Raw genomic sequence first — 14,367 nt, 5'->3', positions numbered from 1 at the left:
CTTAGGACGACTGGCGGCTGTCGATCCACACGGCGCCCGCGCGGGCGTTGATGACGTGCAGCCAGGGGCCGTGGCAACCGAGCACGCGGAAGCTGCCCGTGTCGCCATCGGACATCCCGAGTTTCCGGCCGAGCGGCCCCGGCAGGCTATGGAGCGCGCGGCCCGCCTCGACGTCGACCCAGAGCTGGTCCGCCGGCACCCAGCCATCGAGGTGCGGCGCGTCGGTGAGTGCGATGTGCGCCCACCCGCCCTGGCCGCCGGACAGGTGGACGGCCGCGCGGCTTCGAAGCACCCCGATCATGGGCGAATTCATCGTCGGCCCTGACCTGACCGCCACGGTGTCTCCCGGGGGCGGCAGCGCATGAACTTCGGTCGGCACGCACGATCCGGCCGGACCGGTACTGGCATCGACCGAGCGTTCGACGACGGCGAAGCCGGCAAGCACGGCGACCGTGCCGATGATGACGCGAACCACCGAAGCCCTTCCCATGTTCTTGCCGGCGGCTCCCCAGCAGCCGGTCCCTTCCCCCGATCGGTTCTAGGACCGCTGTGCAGCGTCGTCGTGGCGGGCTTTGTAAGATTTGTTTCCCGTCCCGCGCTACACTGGCGCCCATGAACCTCGCCAAGCAGCATCTCGACGTCGGCCTCTTCTCCACCACGCGCGACGAACAGCTCGCCTTCTGGCAGCAGACGGTCGGCCTGCCCTACGACCATATGGGCAAGCTGGGGGGCGGCATGCAGCAGCACCGCCATCACATGAACGGCTCGATTCTGAAGATGAACCATGCGCGCGGGCCCCTGCCCGACGTGCCGCCCTCCGGCATCGTCGGCCTGGAAATCGCGCGCGAAGGGCTCGCGGCACCGCAACCGCTCACCGATCCGGACGGCAACCGGGTGACCCTGGTGCCGAAGGGCCGCAACGGCGTCGAAGGCGTCGCGATCCTGCTCCGGGTCAACGATCCCGCGGCGCACGACCGGTTCTGGACGCACGCCATGCAGTTCGAGCGCGCCGGCGAGGGCCGCTACCGTTGCGGCGACTCGCTGGTCGTGGTGGCGGAGCAGGGCAAGGTCGAGAGCGCGGTCGGCCAGTGGCGCGGGCCGGGCTATCGCTACATGACGGTGCAGGTGTGGGATTGCCTGGCCGAATATGCCGGCATCCTGGAGCGCGGCGGCGCCTCGGGCGGCGAGCCGCGCGTGCTGGGCGACACGGTGCGCTATGCGTTCGTCTGCGATCCCGACGGCAACCACATCGAGATCAGCCAGCGCGCATCGTTGACGGGCGGAGCGCTCTGAGGCACTCCGCCGGCCGACACTTTATCGCTTGCCCTTGCGCGCCTTGCGGGCGGCGTAGCGGGCGTCGCGGGCGGCCTTCTGCTCGGCCTCCGTCAGCACCGGCTTAGCAGCAGCCCGCCGGGCGGCACGCTCGGCCTCCGCAGCTTCGGCCGCCGCAGCGGCTTCTGCGGCCGCGGCTGCAGCCTCTGCGGCCACTATTGCAGCTGCCGCGTCCGCCGCTTCCTTCGCCGCCGCCAGTTCGGCGGCGATGCGCTCGTCTTCCAGCCGCTTGGCTTCCCGGCGCTCGGCCTCGCGAGCGTCGCGGGCGGCCGCGATGGCGGCGCGCTCGGCCTGCTTCTTGATCAGTTCCGGATCGTTGGCCTTGGCCTTGGCCTTCTCGAGCAAGGCCTGCTTGGCCGCCGCGGCGGTCGCAAGGCGATCGCCGAAATCCACGTTCCTGCCGCTCATGTCCTAGTCTTTACTCCGCCGCCGCAGCGGCCTGCTTCTTGGCGCGCTTGCGGTCCTCGGCATTGAGGAAGCGCTTGCGCAGCCGGATCGATTTCGGGGTGATCTCGACCAGTTCGTCCTCCTCAATATAGGCGATTGCCTGCTCGAGCGACATCTTGCGCGGCGGCGTGAGGCGGACGGCCTCGTCCTTGCCGGCGGCACGGATGTTGGTGAGCTGCTTGCCCTTGAGGACGTTCACTTCGAGGTCGTTGCCGCGGCTGTGCTCGCCGATCACCATGCCCATGTAAACGGGCACGCCGGGCTCGATGAACATCGGGCCGCGATCCTCGAGGTTCCACATCGCGTACATCACCGCGTTGCCTGCGGCGTTGGCGATCAGCGCACCGTTGCGGCGGCCGGCGATCGGGCCACGATAGGCGCCGTACTCGTGGAACAGGCGATTCATCACGCCGGTGCCGCGCGTGTCGGTCAGGAACTCGCCATGATAGCCGATCAGGCCGCGCGACGGGGCGTAGAACACCAGGCGCGTCTTGCCGGCGCCCGACGGCCGCATGTCCTGCAGTTCGCCCTTGCGCAGCGAGATCTGCTCGACGACCGCGCCGGTATAGGCGTCGTCGACGTCGATCACGACTTCCTCGATCGGCTCCTGCCGCTGGCCGGTGACCGGATCCGTCTGGAACAGCACGCGCGGACGGCCGACGGCGAGTTCGAAGCCCTCGCGGCGCATCGTCTCGATCAGCACGCCGAGCTGCAGTTCGCCGCGACCGGCGACCTCGTAGGAGTCGGCGTTTTCCGTGTCGGTGACGCGGATCGCGACGTTGCCCTCGGCCTCGCGCATCAGGCGCGCGCGGATCATGCGGGTCGTCACCTTGTCGCCTTCGGTGCCGGCGAGCGGCGAGTCGTTCACCATGAAGGTCATGGCGAGAGTCGGCGGATCGATCGGCTGCGAGTGTATCGGCTCGGAGATCGTCAGATCACCGATCGTGTCGGCCACGGTGGCGACCTTCATGCCGGCAATGGCCACGATGTCGCCGGCCTCGGCCGACTCGAGCGCCACGCGCTCGAGGCCGCGGAAGGCCAGGATGCGCGTGATGCGCGTCTGCTCGAGTTCCTTGCCGTCGCGGGCCAGCGCCTTGACCATCGAGTTGGGCTTGATCGAACCCGACAGGATGCGCCCCGTCAGGATGCGGCCCAGGAAGTTGTCGGCCTCGAGCGTCGTCACCAGCATGCGGAACGCCGGATCGGGATCGACCTTCGGCGCCGGCACGTGCTTCACCAGAAGCTCGAACAGCGGCGTCATGTCGGTGTGCTCGGCCTCGAGCGAAGTCGCGGCCCAGCCCTGGCGGGCCGAGGCAAAGAGCGTCGGGAAGTCGAGCTGCTCGTCGTTGGCCTCGAGCGCCGAGAACAGGTCGAACACCTCGTCGTGCACCTCATGGGCGCGGGCGTCGGAACGGTCGACCTTGTTGATCAGCACGATCGGCTTCAGGCCAAGGCGCAGCGCCTTGCCCAGAACGAACTTGGTCTGCGGCAGCGGCCCTTCGGCGGCGTCGACCAGCAGGACCACGCCATCGACCATCGACAGGATGCGCTCGACCTCACCGCCGAAGTCGGCGTGGCCGGGCGTATCGACGATGTTGATACGGGTGCCGTGCCACTCGACCGAGGTCGCCTTGGCAAGGATGGTGATCCCTCGTTCGCGTTCGAGGTCGTTCGAATCCATGGCGCGCTCGGCCACCTGCTGGTTTTCGCGGAAGGTGCCGCTCTGCTTCAGCAGGCAATCGACCAGTGTGGTCTTGCCATGGTCGACGTGCGCGATGATCGCGACGTTACGAATTTCCATAATGATTTGTCCGGAGGGGTTGGTTGGGCGCGCTTATACGCACGCTCTGTGACGGCGGCAAGGCAGGTTGAGGAGGCGTGTTGCCGCTGCCCGGGCCCGCTGCCACAGTCCCGTCATGCGCAAACGCTCGGTCACAATCGACGGCCACCGTACCAGCATCTCGCTGGAAGATGCCTTCTGGACCGAGCTTTCAGCCCTCTCCCAGGCGCGCGGCCTGTCGCTCAACGCCCTGGTGGCGGAGGTCGACCGCGGCCGGACACAGGGGCAGGCCAACCTGTCGAGCGCGCTCCGGCTTCATGTGCTGCACGAACTGAAGAAACGCACGATCAGTCGAGATTGAAGCCCTTCGCGCGCACGAATGCGCCGAAATCGGCGCGCTCCGGCACCGAATATTGCCGGGCCTTGTCCTCGGACCAGCCATAGGCCGGGTCCTCGCCGAATGTCTCCACGAAGCGCTGGTTCTTGTAGGGCTGGGTCTCGTTGCGCCGCCGGTCGTAGGCCTCGACCTTCTCCCGCAGGCCCGTCTCGTCGTAGCGGTCGCGATGGATCGAGACGTCCAGTCCCAGCCGCGGGCTCATCACGCCCTCGAAGGACGGCCAGCCGACGCCGAGCCCGGCCACCGGGAAGACATGCTGCGGCAGGCCCAGCACCTCGGAGACGCGGGCCGCCTGGTTGCGGATCTGGCTGATCGGGCAGGTCCCGAGTCCGACCCGGTCGGCGGCTGCGATGAAGGTGGCGAGCACGATGCCGGCATCGACGGCGGCATTGAAGAACGGGTCGAGATAGTCGTTCACGAAGGGCCGGCCGCGCCAGTCGAACAGCAGCCGGTGCCGGCGGTTGTTGCCGCAGAAGACCAGCAGCGCCGGACCGGCGGCGGCCCACGGGTTCTCCGGGATCAGGGCCTGGAGCTTCTCGCGCTGCGCCTTGTCGGTGACGATCACGATGTCGGCCTGCTGCAGGTCGCTCTTCGAGGGCGCCGACAGCGCCACCGCGCAGAGCGTGTCCAGCAGGGCCGGATCCAGTGGCTTGTCGGAATAGCGCCGCACGACCCGGCGGTTGGCCATCTCGGCCAGGACCTCGACGCCCCTGGGAGCTTCTGACAGAGCGGGCGCGGAGCCGAACCGCGCCTTCAGCACGGACTTCAAACGATCAAGCACGGGAACTCCTAACGGCCGAAAATATTGGGGATTGGAATGTTGGGGATCGGAATATTGGGGACCAGCGAGCGCTGCTGGCCCGGCAGGATCTGCTGCTCAAGCTGCTGCAGCTGCTGCGCGCCCGGCAGGGTGCTGGCCATGCCCGGCGGGTCCTTGGCGCTGCCGCGCGAGACGTTGAGCGACGGTGACGACATCGAGCCGCGCGCCGTCGTGATCAGGTAGGGCGCCGAGCCATCCTCGGCGATGTAGAAGTTGACCGTCGTGTCTGTGGTCGAGGCGCCGAGATTGGTGCGCGTGGAGATCCGCGCCGTGGCGCGGTTGCCCTGGACGGTGAGGCCCTTGTCGGTGAGCACGCCGCCCGCGATGTCGATCTGCCCTCCGATCGGGCTGTCGTGATTGACGAAGCGGTTCAGCACCAGCGAGATCGCGTTCAGCATGCTGGTGGGCGACATCCCGCGCTGGCCGACGGCGCCCAGCACATTGCCCAGGGTCTGGTCGATCACCGTACTGGCCGCGCCGGCCGCCATCGAGCCCAGCATCTGCAGAGCCCGGTCGGCGCCGATGAAGATGTGCCCGCCGAGCTGCGCGCCGCCCGCCATCGAGGCCCGGATCTGGTCGGAGGTCGTACCGCCGCCGCGCAGGGTGATGCCGTTGGCGTTCAGCTTGCCGTCGACCGTCACCTTGATGGCGCTGCCGAACTGGTTGGTGCCCGAGGTGCTGCGCAGCATCTCGCCCAGGATGATGCTGTTGGCGTCGCCCTTGAAGTCGAAGGAGAGCGCCGGCCGGGTGGCGTTGACGGTTCCCGCGAGCGCCAGCGAACCGCCATAGAGCGAGCCCTTGAAGTGCTGGACCGTCAGGATGCCATCCTTCAGCGAGGCCGCGAGGTCGGCATTGCCGATCCGCAGCGGCGAGCTGACCAGCGTGCCGGCCGCCAGCTTCAGCGAGCCGTCGATGCTGCGCAGCGGCGCCGTGTCGATCGGCCTGGAAGCCGCCTGGCCGCGCGCGGCCGGCCGCGCGGGCGCTCCGCCGCTGCCGCCGATCCGGTCGAGGTCGAGCACATTCGCGCGCAGGTCGGCATTGATCGTCGTGCGGCCGCTCAGGCGGGCGTCGATCGATCCGTCGAGCGCCTGGCCGTTGAGCACCAGGTTGCCCTTGTAGGCAGCCGACTGCGGCGCCCCCCTCGACGCGCCCGGAAGCGCCAGGCTGCCGGTCGCCTTCACGCTCTGGCCCATGGCATTGACGTTCAGATCGCGCAGCGTGAGCTGCTCGATCGTACCCGCGACGCCGCCGCTCGCACTCACTGCCCCGAGATCGGCCGGCGCCGTGGTCCCGGCGACCTTCAGCACGCGGCTCATGTCGGGCGCCTCGAAGTTGAAGGCGATGTCGGCCCTCGGCTGCGGTGCCGAATAGTTGGCCACGGTGCCGCGGACCGCGAGACGGCCGCCCCCCAGGTTCGAAACCTTGACGTCGTTCAGCCGCAGCGTGGTTCCCTGCAGCGCCACGTCGACATCGACGCCCTGGATCGTCTCCTTGTTATAGATGAGCCTGGCCACCCTGGCCTTGAGCCCGACCGTGGGGCCGGCCACGGCGGGTGCCGAGGCCGGCGCGGAGGCACTGGCAGCAGGTTTCTGCCGCGCCGCGACCGGGACCAGGAAGGAATCGAGATCGAGCGTGTCGAGGCTGACGCTGGTCACGATCGACAGCGGCACGGTGAAGGTGACCGTCACGCCACCGCTGCCCTTGAGGTCGTCGAGCTCGAAGACGGCATCGCTCACCTGGACGTTGCCGCCGGTCGAGGACATGCGGCCGCGCAGGCTGAGCTTCTGCAGCTTGGACGGCGGCACCGACGACACGTCGACGGCGAGCCAGGACAGCGTTTCGCGCAGCTTGGGCCCGACCAGGCTGAACTGCCCGGTGACGCCCGGACGCGCGGCGTCGCCCGTCAGGGTCGACTGCGCCTGCAGGACCATGTCGCCCGGCAAGGTAGCCGTGAGCTTCGGCACCGCGACGGCGCCGCCCCTGGCATCGATATCGAGCACGACGTTGCGGACCGGCTGCTTGTTGTAGATCACCTCGCCGATCTCGAAGGCGAGCTTGGCCGTCAGATCCCCCAGGAGACTTTGCGACGTCGCAGCCGGTGCGTTCGCCGGCGGAGCGGCCGGAGCAGCGGGTGTTGCGGCAGGTGCGGGCTGCTGGAGCGCGGCCAGCCACCGGTCGAGGTCGAGCTTCGGCACGACGATCCTGCCCTCGACCGCGAGCCTGGGCTTCAGCACAACCGAAAGCGATCCCGAGCCGTTGTCCTGGCCCAGCGCCATCTTGAAGTCGCGCGCCGCGAACGCGGTTTGCGAAACGTCGACGCCGCCGTCGAAGCTGAACTTGCCGGCAAGGATCGGCGGCAGGACGGGCTCGGGCTGGCCCGCGAGCCTGACCAGCGTGCCGACGAAAGTCGTGAGAGAGTCGGCCGACGCGGAGGCCGCGCCGGAAATCTTCGCGGCGACGCCCAGCTCGCTCAGCGTGCCCTTGAAGCCGAGCTTGCCGCCGCCTGCCTGCAGGGCGAGGTCGGCGGTATGGCCGTTGCTGCCGCGCGCGCCGACCGCGAGGTCGAGCCGGAGCGGCGCGCCGTTGACCGAGGCGTCTCCCGCCAGCGAATAGGGACCGTCGATCGAGCCGACCGAGGCGGTGAAGTTCGCCTTCTCGGCGACGACCGAGAGACCCGCCTTGGAATCGCTGAAGATCAGCGTGCCGTTGTCGATGGTGAGCCGCCCGAGCGACAGCGGCCGCGGCGTACTGGGTTTGGCGGCGGCGGGCTTCGCTTCGGCCACCGAGGGCGCGAACTCCCAGTTCGGCCTACCCTCTGCATTGATCTCCAGCACGATCTTGGGCTCGACCAGCGTCACCTCGCTGACCTCGATGCTGCCGCCCAGCAGGGCCAGCAGCGACGGCCGCACGGTGACCGACTTCACCTCGACCATGTTGGCGTTCTTGGAGCCGGGCGCGTTGAAGAACTTCACGCCCGTCACCGAGACGGTCGGCGTCGGCAGCAGCGACAGCGAGATCGGCCCGTCGATCACGAGGTCGCGTCCGGTCGCCGCCTTCACCTGCGAGACGATCAGCGGCTTGTAGGAATTGACGTCGATCAGCGCGGGCAAGGCCACGAGGGCCACGACCAGCAGCGCGACGATGCCGCCGCCGCCGATCAGGAGACGCTTGCGGGTTGTTGGTGTCATGGCAGGGCTCCCCGGTCCGGCAGTCCGAGACTAGCGCATCGCCTGCAGGCACGGCATAGAGAAATCCATGGCCGAGATCGTCAACCTGCGACGCACGCGCAAGGACAAGGCGAAACGCGAACGCGAAGCGGAAGCGGACGCGAACCGCCGCCGCTTCGGCCGCACGCGCGCGGAGAAAGACGCCGACAGGGACGCTGCCGACCGCGCCGCGCGTCTGATCGACGGCAAGCGCCTGGAGCCGGAAAAGAAAGACTAAAAGCCTCCGTCGTCTCTCCACTCCGCGCGGAGTTTACCCCGAGGGTACTCGAGGGGCGCTCCGGTCGAGACGACGGGTTGTTATTTGGTGCTTAACGCACGGTCCTGTTGATCGCCAGGCGCTCGAAGAAGGTGCGCGTGTTCTCGTCGGCGCCCGGTCCCGCCACCGCGCGCACGTTGGTCAGTTCGAGGCGCCGGCCGCTTTCGGCGTCGATCAGAACCGGATCGAGCGGCCGGTTGTCGGCACGATCGACCAGATCCATCGGCTTGCCGCCGCGTGCGGCCGTGCCGAAGCGGTCACCCCATTGCTTCAACCCGACGATCACGGTGAACAGCGCGGCGCCCTTCTCGGTGAGGCGATACTCGTGGCGCAACGGGCGCTGGCGATAGGCGGTCTTGCGGAAGACCCCGGCCTCCACGAGCTTCTTCAGCCTCGCGGTAAGCACGTTGCGCGCGATGCCGAGATTCTCCTGGAAGTCGTCGAAGCGGCGCACACCGTAGAAGGCATCGCGCACGATGAGGAGCGTCCACGGCTCGCCGACGACATCGAGCGCCGAAGCGATCGAACAATTCATCTGGTCATAGGAAGTGCGCCGCATCCCGAAATTATAGGGCCGCACGCGGACGGCGCAATCTTGGCGCCCCACCAGTCGCCATAAAGCAGAACGCCCGGGTCTTTCGACCCGGGCGCCCTTTTCGATTTTATCGAAGGTTCAGTCGGTTAGTCGCGTGACTGACCCATGAAGCTCATCAGGAACTGGAACAGGTTCACGAAGTCCAGGTACAGGCTGAGAGCGCCGAACACGGCGACCTTCTCGACCATGTCCGTACCCCAGGCCTCGGAGTACTGTTCCTTGATCCTCTGGGTGTCGTAGGCGATCAGGCCCGAGAAGATCAGCACGCCCGCGGCGGAGATGATGAAGCTCATCGTGCCCGACGGCCAGATCATGTTGACGATGCCGGCCAGGATCAGGCCGATCACGCCCATGAACAGGAACTTGCCCATCGCCGTCAGGTCCCGCTTCGTCGTGTAGCCATAGAGGCTGAGCGACGCGAAGGCGGCGGCCGTCACGAAGAAGGTGCGCGCGACGCTGGCGCCGGTGTAGCGGAACAGCAGCAGCGACAGGCTGACACCCATCAATGCCGTGACCGTCCAGTAGACCGCCTGTACCGCCCCGGTGCTCATCTGAGCGGCGCGGAACGAGACGAGCAGCAGCAGGCCGAGCGGAGCGAAGATCGCGACCCAGCCCAGCACGTTCAGGCCGACGACGCGTCCCGCCTGAAGCTGGAAGAACATGCCCGCGAGTTCCGGCGAGCTGAACAGGCCGAAGGCCACGATGCCCGACAGTGCGAGCCCCGAAGCCATGTAGTTGTACACGCGCACCATGTGGGCGCGCAGACCGACATCGAACGACGCCTGGTCGGCAACGGTGCCGGCGCGATTAAAGGTGCCGAAGTTCGGATTTACCATCTGGTTTCAAGCCTCCAAGGGGGCCTCGTTTGCCGAGCCCCTTCGACGGCTAATTTGGGGTTACAGCGCGACTGAATCAATAGCCAAGAGTCGGTTCTAGAACCCAAATTGACCCGCACCCTGTAACGAATAGGTCATTCGTTGCGCAGCAATGCCAGGGGGCGTTGCCTCAATGCTGCCAAAGTTCCCGCCAGTCCGAAGGCCAGGGTGAGCGCCATGGCGCCCACGGCGACCGCCACCGCTACGGTCGGGAGGAACGTCCATTCGAGGTTCATGAGCCGGCGCACCACCAGGTAGGCGGCCAGAGTCCCCACCCCCAGAGCCGCCACCGCGGTGGCCAGGCCCAGGAAGGCGAACTCCCAGGCGAAAGTCCCGGCGATGCGGGCCCGGGTGGCGCCCAGCACCTTCATCACCACAGCCTCGTGGACGCGGCGGCGCTGGGTGGCGAGCATGGCCCCCGCCAGCACGAGCACGCCGGCCAGGATGCTGAGGAAGCCGATCACCCGGCTGGCCAGCCCGATATTGCCCAGAACGCCCGCCGCCGTCTCGATGGCGTCGCGGATGCGCACCACGGTGACATTGGGGAACTGGTCGGTGACGGCCTTGAAGATCGCCTCCTCCGCCTCCGGCGTCGATTTAACCGTCGCGAGGAAGGTGTGCGGCGCCTTGTCGAGCGTGCCGGGCGAATAGACGAACACGAAGTTGATGGAGAGCGTGGTCCATTCGATGCGCCGCAGCGAGGCGATCTTCGCCTCGATGTCGCGCCCCAGGATGTTCACGGTGATGCTGTCGCCCAGCTTCAGGCCGAACTGGTTGGCCAGATTTTCGTCGAAGGAGATGAGCTGGGGCCCGCGATAGTCGGCCGGCCACCATTCGCCGGCGACGAGGCGGGAGCCCTCGGGCGGCGTCGCCGAATAGGTCACCCCGCGATCGCCCTCGACTGCCCAGCGTGCATCGGACGGCACCGCGATCTCGCTGACCGGCTTGCCGCCGATCTTGACGATGCGCCCGCGCAAGGACGGCACCTTGTCGAGCGGTCCGGCGCCGGGAATGCCGGCAATGGCCTTCTCGAAGGCCGGCATCTGGCTCGACTGGATGTCGACGAAGAAGAAGGCCGGGGCGTCGCCGGGAATGCGCTGCGTCAGCTGTTGTCGCAGATTGCCCTCGATCAGGGCCGTCGCCACCAGCACGGTGAGCCCGAGGCCGAGCGAGAGCATGACGATCGGCGTCGGCGCGCCTGGCCGGTGCAGGTTGGCGAGCGCCAGCCGCAGGGCGGCGAACCTGGGCTTGCCGATCCGGGCGGCTCCGAACATCAGCAGCTTCGCCAGGAGGGGAAAGGCGATGAAGGCGCCGACCGAGCCCACCACGAAATAGGCCGCAATCCGGCGGCTGTCGGCGGTGAAGATCGTGAAGGACGCCAGCGCGACCGCGACGGCGGCGATCGCCAGCGCATCTCGCCAGGCCAGCCGGCCGCCCTGCTGGACCACGGCGCCGCGCATCAGCGTCGCCGCCGAGACGCTGCGGGCGCGCATCAGCGGCACCAGGGCGAACAGGAGCGAGATCAGCAGGCCAAATCCCGCGGCGGTCGCCAGCGGTCCGGCATAGAGCGCCACCCGCGCCCGGACCGGCAGCACGTCGGCGATTGCCGACTGGGCCACGAACGGCAGGGCCGCGCCGATCACCAGGCCGATTCCGACGCCCAGCGCCGCCAGGGCAGCGAGCTGGATGAAATAGGTCGTGAAGACCAGCCGCTCGGGCGCGCCCAGGCACTTCAGAGTCGCGATGGTGCGCAGCCGCGCGGCAAGGAAGCTCGAGACGGCGTTGCCCACGCCGACCCCGCCGACCAGGAGCGAGGCGAGGCCGATCAGGCCGATGAACTGCGTCAGCCGGTCGAGCCAGAAGCGGATGCCGCCACCGGCATCGTCGAGGCCCCTCACCCGCCAGCCGGCATCGGGAAAGCGGGCCTTCAGCGCCGTGATGACCGCCCGGTCCGAGCGGCCGGGCGGCAGGCGCAGGCGGTATTCCCAGGTGAGCAGGCTGCCGGGCTGAACGAGACCCGATTCCAGGGCGGCGTCGAGCGGGATCATCAGCCGCGGCCCCAGGCTCGCGAAGGCGTTCAGGCCGCGGTCGGGCTCGCGCGCGATGATGCCGCGCACCTCGACCGCCGTGTCACCCACCTTCAGCGTGTCGCCGGGCGCCATGTTCATGCGGCGCAGCGCCGCTTCCTCGACCGCGGCGCCCCAGATGCCGTCCCGCTTGCCCAGCGCATTGGCGAGCGTGCCGCCATCGGCCATCTCGACCTTGCCGTAGAGCGGATAGGCCGGCTCGACGGCCTTGAGCTGCACCAGCGTGGCGCGGCCGTCGGGCTTGGTCGGTCGCGCCATGGCCCGGCTGTCGAGCCAGCGCACGAACTCGCCCTGCTCGCGCATGAAGGCGATCTGCTCGGGCGTCGCCTCGCGGTAGAGCAGGGAGATCGCGACGTCGCCGCCCAGGATCTCGCGCGCGTCGGCGCGCAGCCCTTCCTCGATGGCGCGGCTGAACGACAGGATCGCGGCGATCGCGCCGACTCCCAGCGCCAGGCAGGCGATGAACAGGCGAAAGCCGCCGAGGCCGCTGCGCATCTCGCGGCGCGCGAGGCGGAAGGCAAGGCTCATGAGGACACCGTCACTGCGCGGCGAGCGCGCGCAGGCGATCGTCCGCGACCAGAAGGCCGTCGGCGATGCGCAGCACGCGGTCACACCGCTCGGCGAGGCCCATATCGTGCGTGATCAGGATCAGCGTCGTGTTGTCGGCGCGCGCGACCTCGAACAGGAGATCCATCACCTGCCGGCCCGTGGCGCCGTCGAGATTGCCGGTCGGCTCGTCGGCCAGCATCAGCTTGGGCCGGCCGACGAAGGCGCGGGCGACCGCCACGCGCTGCTGCTCGCCGCCGGACAGCTGCGCCGGATAGTGGCCGATGCGATGGCCGAGCCCGACGCGCTTCAGCGCCGCCTCGGCGAGCCCGAACGCATCGGAGCGACCGGCGAATTCCAGCGGCAGTGCCACGTTTTCGTGGGCGGTCATGGTGGGGATGAGGTGGAAGCCCTGGAACACGATGCCGATATGGTCGCGCCGAAGCCGCGCCCGGTCGTCGTCGCCCATGGGCCCGAGATCGTTGCCGGCGACCTCGACCCTGCCGGAGGTCGCCCGCTCCAGCCCGCCCGCCACCATCATGAGGCTCGACTTGCCGGCACCCGACGGCCCCACCACCGCCGTAATCTCGCCGGCCGCGATGTCCAGCGTGATGCCACGCAGGATATTGACCGTGCCGGCATCGCTCGCCATGTCGAGATGCACATCGGTCAGGCGAACGATCGGAAATTGTGCGATGGGAAGCGGCTCGGCCAAGCGGGCTCCTGGGACAGGCAAGGAATGAAACTGCAAACTCGATATGGTGGTTTTACGGCGACGGTCAATTCACGGATCGCGGCATTCGTGGCGCTGATCCTGTGCCTCGCGGCCTCAATGGCGCCCGCGACGGTCCATGCACAAATCGGGCAAACGGGGGCCGAGCCGGTCAAGCTCGCGATCCTGGGCGACAGCCTGGCCGCGGGCTACGGCCTCGCCCCGGCCCAGGCCTTTCCCAACCGCCTGCAGGCGGCGCTGAAGGACAAGGGCCGCAACGTAACCGTCATCAATCATGGCGTCTCCGGGGACACGACGATGGGCGGCCTCGAGCGCATCGACTGGATGCTGGCCGACAAGCCCGACATCGTGCTGGTCGAGCTGGGCGGCAACGACATGCTGCGCGCCCTCGATCCCGCCAGTACCGAAAAGAACCTCGACGCCATCATCGGCAAGCTGAAGCAGGCCGGCACCTCGGTCTGGCTGGTCGGCATGCTGGCGCCGCGCAACTTCGGCCCGGAATACGTCAAGCAGTTCGACGGCCTCTACCAGAGGCTGGCCGACAAGCACGGCGTGCCGCTCTATCCCTTCTTCCTCGATGGCGTGGCCCAGGATCCCGCCCTCAACCAGCCCGACGGCATCCACCCCAACGCCAAAGGCGTCGACGTCATCGTCGAGCGTATCCTTCCTTTCGTTACGAAGAATCTCGACGATGCCGCGTCTGTTCGTCGCTCTGCCCGTCCCTGACGAGATCGCGGAGGACCTGTTGGCGCTGCAATCGGGAGTCCCCGATGCGCGCTGGGTACCGGCCGAGAACCTGCATGTCACCCTGTGCTTCGCGGGCGAGGTCCAGGGCGGCCCGAAGCGTGACTTCGAAGAGGAGTTGGCCGACATCGCGGGGCCACCGTTTTCGGTGGCGATCGCCGGCGTCGACCAGTTCAGCAACGGCAAGCAGCCGCGCGCGCTGGTCGCCGTGGTGGAGCGCAGCGAGCGCCTCGACTGGCTGCAGCAGAAGGTGACGACGGTCGCGCGCAATTGCGGCATCGAGGTCGATCGCCGCAAGTACCGCCCGCACGTCACCCTGGCGCGCTTCCCGGCCGGCGGCGAGACCGGCCATCACATCGCGCAGTTCATGGCAAGCCACGGCACCTTCCGGCTGGAGCCGTGGGTCGCCGAGCACTTCACGCTTTATTCGAGCCGCACCGGCCGCGGCGGGCCGATCTATACGGCAGAAGCGGAGTATCGGCTGACGTTTTAGCTCCTGCTTTCTGTCGTCCTGAGCACAGCGAAGGA

General features: G+C 68.3%; 14 protein-coding genes. 5 read left to right on the top strand and 9 right to left on the bottom strand.

Annotated features, from left to right (window positions below; all coding sequences use genetic code 11):
• Position 1: 1 nt before the first annotated feature.
• Complete coding sequence (locus Q7V45_RS20705; RefSeq protein ID WP_304855588.1) at positions 2-490, bottom strand: SH3 domain-containing protein; 489 nt, start codon at positions 488-490, stop codon at positions 2-4.
• A gap of 122 nt (positions 491-612) precedes the next feature.
• On the opposite strand from Q7V45_RS20705, the gene Q7V45_RS20700 reads away from it, so the two are divergent.
• The gene (locus tag Q7V45_RS20700; protein ID WP_304855586.1) at positions 613-1,293 is read left to right on the top strand and encodes a VOC family protein; all 681 of its coding nucleotides are present in this window, start codon (positions 613-615) and stop codon (positions 1,291-1,293) included.
• A gap of 21 nt (positions 1,294-1,314) precedes the next feature.
• On the opposite strand, the gene Q7V45_RS20695 is transcribed toward Q7V45_RS20700, so the two are convergent.
• Complete coding sequence (locus Q7V45_RS20695) at positions 1,315-1,740, bottom strand: DUF6481 family protein (protein WP_304855584.1); 426 nt, start codon at positions 1,738-1,740, stop codon at positions 1,315-1,317.
• A gap of 10 nt (positions 1,741-1,750) precedes the next feature.
• Complete coding sequence (typA, locus tag Q7V45_RS20690) at positions 1,751-3,580, bottom strand: translational GTPase TypA (RefSeq protein ID WP_304855582.1); 1,830 nt, start codon at positions 3,578-3,580, stop codon at positions 1,751-1,753.
• A 115-nt stretch (positions 3,581-3,695) separates the two neighbouring features.
• Between typA and Q7V45_RS20685 the strand changes: the two genes are divergently transcribed.
• Positions 3,696-3,920, top strand: a complete 225-nt coding sequence (locus Q7V45_RS20685) for a ribbon-helix-helix domain-containing protein (protein WP_304855581.1) — start codon at positions 3,696-3,698, stop codon at positions 3,918-3,920.
• Here Q7V45_RS20685 and Q7V45_RS20680 read toward each other — a convergent pair.
• On the bottom strand, positions 3,907-4,737 hold the full coding sequence (locus Q7V45_RS20680; protein ID WP_304855579.1) for a nitroreductase family protein: 831 nt from the start codon (positions 4,735-4,737) through the stop codon (positions 3,907-3,909). The genes Q7V45_RS20685 and Q7V45_RS20680 overlap by 14 nt on opposite strands.
• Positions 4,738-4,745: 8 nt before the next feature.
• Entirely contained in the window at positions 4,746-7,964 is a 3,219-nt protein-coding gene (locus tag Q7V45_RS20675) for an AsmA family protein (RefSeq protein ID WP_304855577.1), read from the bottom strand.
• Positions 7,965-8,031: 67 nt separating this feature from the next.
• Here Q7V45_RS20675 and Q7V45_RS20670 point away from each other — a divergent pair, with 67 nt between their 5' ends.
• Positions 8,032-8,220, top strand: a complete 189-nt coding sequence (locus Q7V45_RS20670) for a DUF4169 family protein (RefSeq protein WP_304855574.1) — start codon at positions 8,032-8,034, stop codon at positions 8,218-8,220.
• 91 nt (positions 8,221-8,311) lie between these two features.
• Here Q7V45_RS20670 and Q7V45_RS20665 read toward each other — a convergent pair whose 3' ends face one another.
• From Q7V45_RS20665 to Q7V45_RS20650, 4 genes are all read right to left on the bottom strand, one after another.
• Positions 8,312-8,818, bottom strand: coding sequence for a helix-turn-helix domain-containing protein (locus Q7V45_RS20665; RefSeq protein WP_304855572.1), 507 nt, complete (start codon positions 8,816-8,818; stop codon positions 8,312-8,314).
• A 122-nt stretch (positions 8,819-8,940) separates the two neighbouring features.
• Positions 8,941-9,690: a Bax inhibitor-1/YccA family protein gene (locus Q7V45_RS20660; RefSeq protein WP_304855569.1), complete on the bottom strand. Its 750-nt coding sequence runs from the start codon at positions 9,688-9,690 to the stop codon at positions 8,941-8,943.
• 134 nt (positions 9,691-9,824) lie between these two features.
• Positions 9,825-12,344: an ABC transporter permease gene (locus Q7V45_RS20655; RefSeq protein ID WP_304855566.1), complete on the bottom strand. Its 2,520-nt coding sequence runs from the start codon at positions 12,342-12,344 to the stop codon at positions 9,825-9,827.
• Positions 12,345-12,354: 10 nt separating this feature from the next.
• Positions 12,355-13,014, bottom strand: a complete 660-nt coding sequence (locus Q7V45_RS20650; RefSeq protein WP_304855778.1) for an ABC transporter ATP-binding protein — start codon at positions 13,012-13,014, stop codon at positions 12,355-12,357.
• Between the two features lie 87 nt (positions 13,015-13,101).
• Here Q7V45_RS20650 and Q7V45_RS20645 point away from each other — a divergent pair, with 87 nt between their 5' ends.
• Entirely contained in the window at positions 13,102-13,821 is a 720-nt protein-coding gene (locus Q7V45_RS20645) for an arylesterase (protein WP_304855564.1), read from the top strand.
• Positions 13,787-14,332 carry an RNA 2',3'-cyclic phosphodiesterase gene (thpR, locus tag Q7V45_RS20640; RefSeq protein ID WP_304855562.1) on the top strand — a complete coding sequence of 182 codons (546 nt, stop codon included), beginning with the start codon at positions 13,787-13,789 and terminating at the stop codon, positions 14,330-14,332. The genes Q7V45_RS20645 and thpR overlap by 35 nt, the downstream gene beginning before the upstream one ends.
• Positions 14,333-14,367: the final 35 nt, after the last annotated feature.

Source organism: Reyranella sp. (assembly GCF_030651995.1).
Taxonomy (GTDB): Bacteria; Pseudomonadota; Alphaproteobacteria; order Reyranellales; family Reyranellaceae; genus Reyranella.
This window is presented reverse-complemented; position numbering and strand designations above follow the sequence as displayed.

What these genes read in the sequence shown, in the direction of transcription:
- Q7V45_RS20685 (WP_304855581.1), top strand. Translation starts at nt 3,696, where the DNA reads ATGCGCAAACGCTCGGTCACAATCGACGGCCACCGTACCAGCATCTCG.
- Q7V45_RS20660 (WP_304855569.1), bottom strand. Translation starts at nt 9,690, where the DNA reads ATGGTAAATCCGAACTTCGGCACCTTTAATCGCGCCGGCACCGTTGCC.
- Q7V45_RS20705 (WP_304855588.1), bottom strand. Translation starts at nt 490, where the DNA reads ATGGGAAGGGCTTCGGTGGTTCGCGTCATCATCGGCACGGTCGCCGTG.
- Q7V45_RS20655 (WP_304855566.1), bottom strand. Translation starts at nt 12,344, where the DNA reads ATGAGCCTTGCCTTCCGCCTCGCGCGCCGCGAGATGCGCAGCGGCCTC.
- thpR (WP_304855562.1), top strand. Translation starts at nt 13,787, where the DNA reads ATGCCGCGTCTGTTCGTCGCTCTGCCCGTCCCTGACGAGATCGCGGAG.
- Q7V45_RS20645 (WP_304855564.1), top strand. Translation starts at nt 13,102, where the DNA reads ATGAAACTGCAAACTCGATATGGTGGTTTTACGGCGACGGTCAATTCA.
- Q7V45_RS20675 (WP_304855577.1), bottom strand. Translation starts at nt 7,964, where the DNA reads ATGACACCAACAACCCGCAAGCGTCTCCTGATCGGCGGCGGCGGCATC.
- Q7V45_RS20670 (WP_304855574.1), top strand. Translation starts at nt 8,032, where the DNA reads ATGGCCGAGATCGTCAACCTGCGACGCACGCGCAAGGACAAGGCGAAA.
- typA (WP_304855582.1), bottom strand. Translation starts at nt 3,580, where the DNA reads ATGGAAATTCGTAACGTCGCGATCATCGCGCACGTCGACCATGGCAAG.
- Q7V45_RS20700 (WP_304855586.1), top strand. Translation starts at nt 613, where the DNA reads ATGAACCTCGCCAAGCAGCATCTCGACGTCGGCCTCTTCTCCACCACG.
- Q7V45_RS20665 (WP_304855572.1), bottom strand. Translation starts at nt 8,818, where the DNA reads ATGCGGCGCACTTCCTATGACCAGATGAATTGTTCGATCGCTTCGGCG.
- Q7V45_RS20650 (WP_304855778.1), bottom strand. Translation starts at nt 13,014, where the DNA reads ATGGCGAGCGATGCCGGCACGGTCAATATCCTGCGTGGCATCACGCTG.
- Q7V45_RS20695 (WP_304855584.1), bottom strand. Translation starts at nt 1,740, where the DNA reads ATGAGCGGCAGGAACGTGGATTTCGGCGATCGCCTTGCGACCGCCGCG.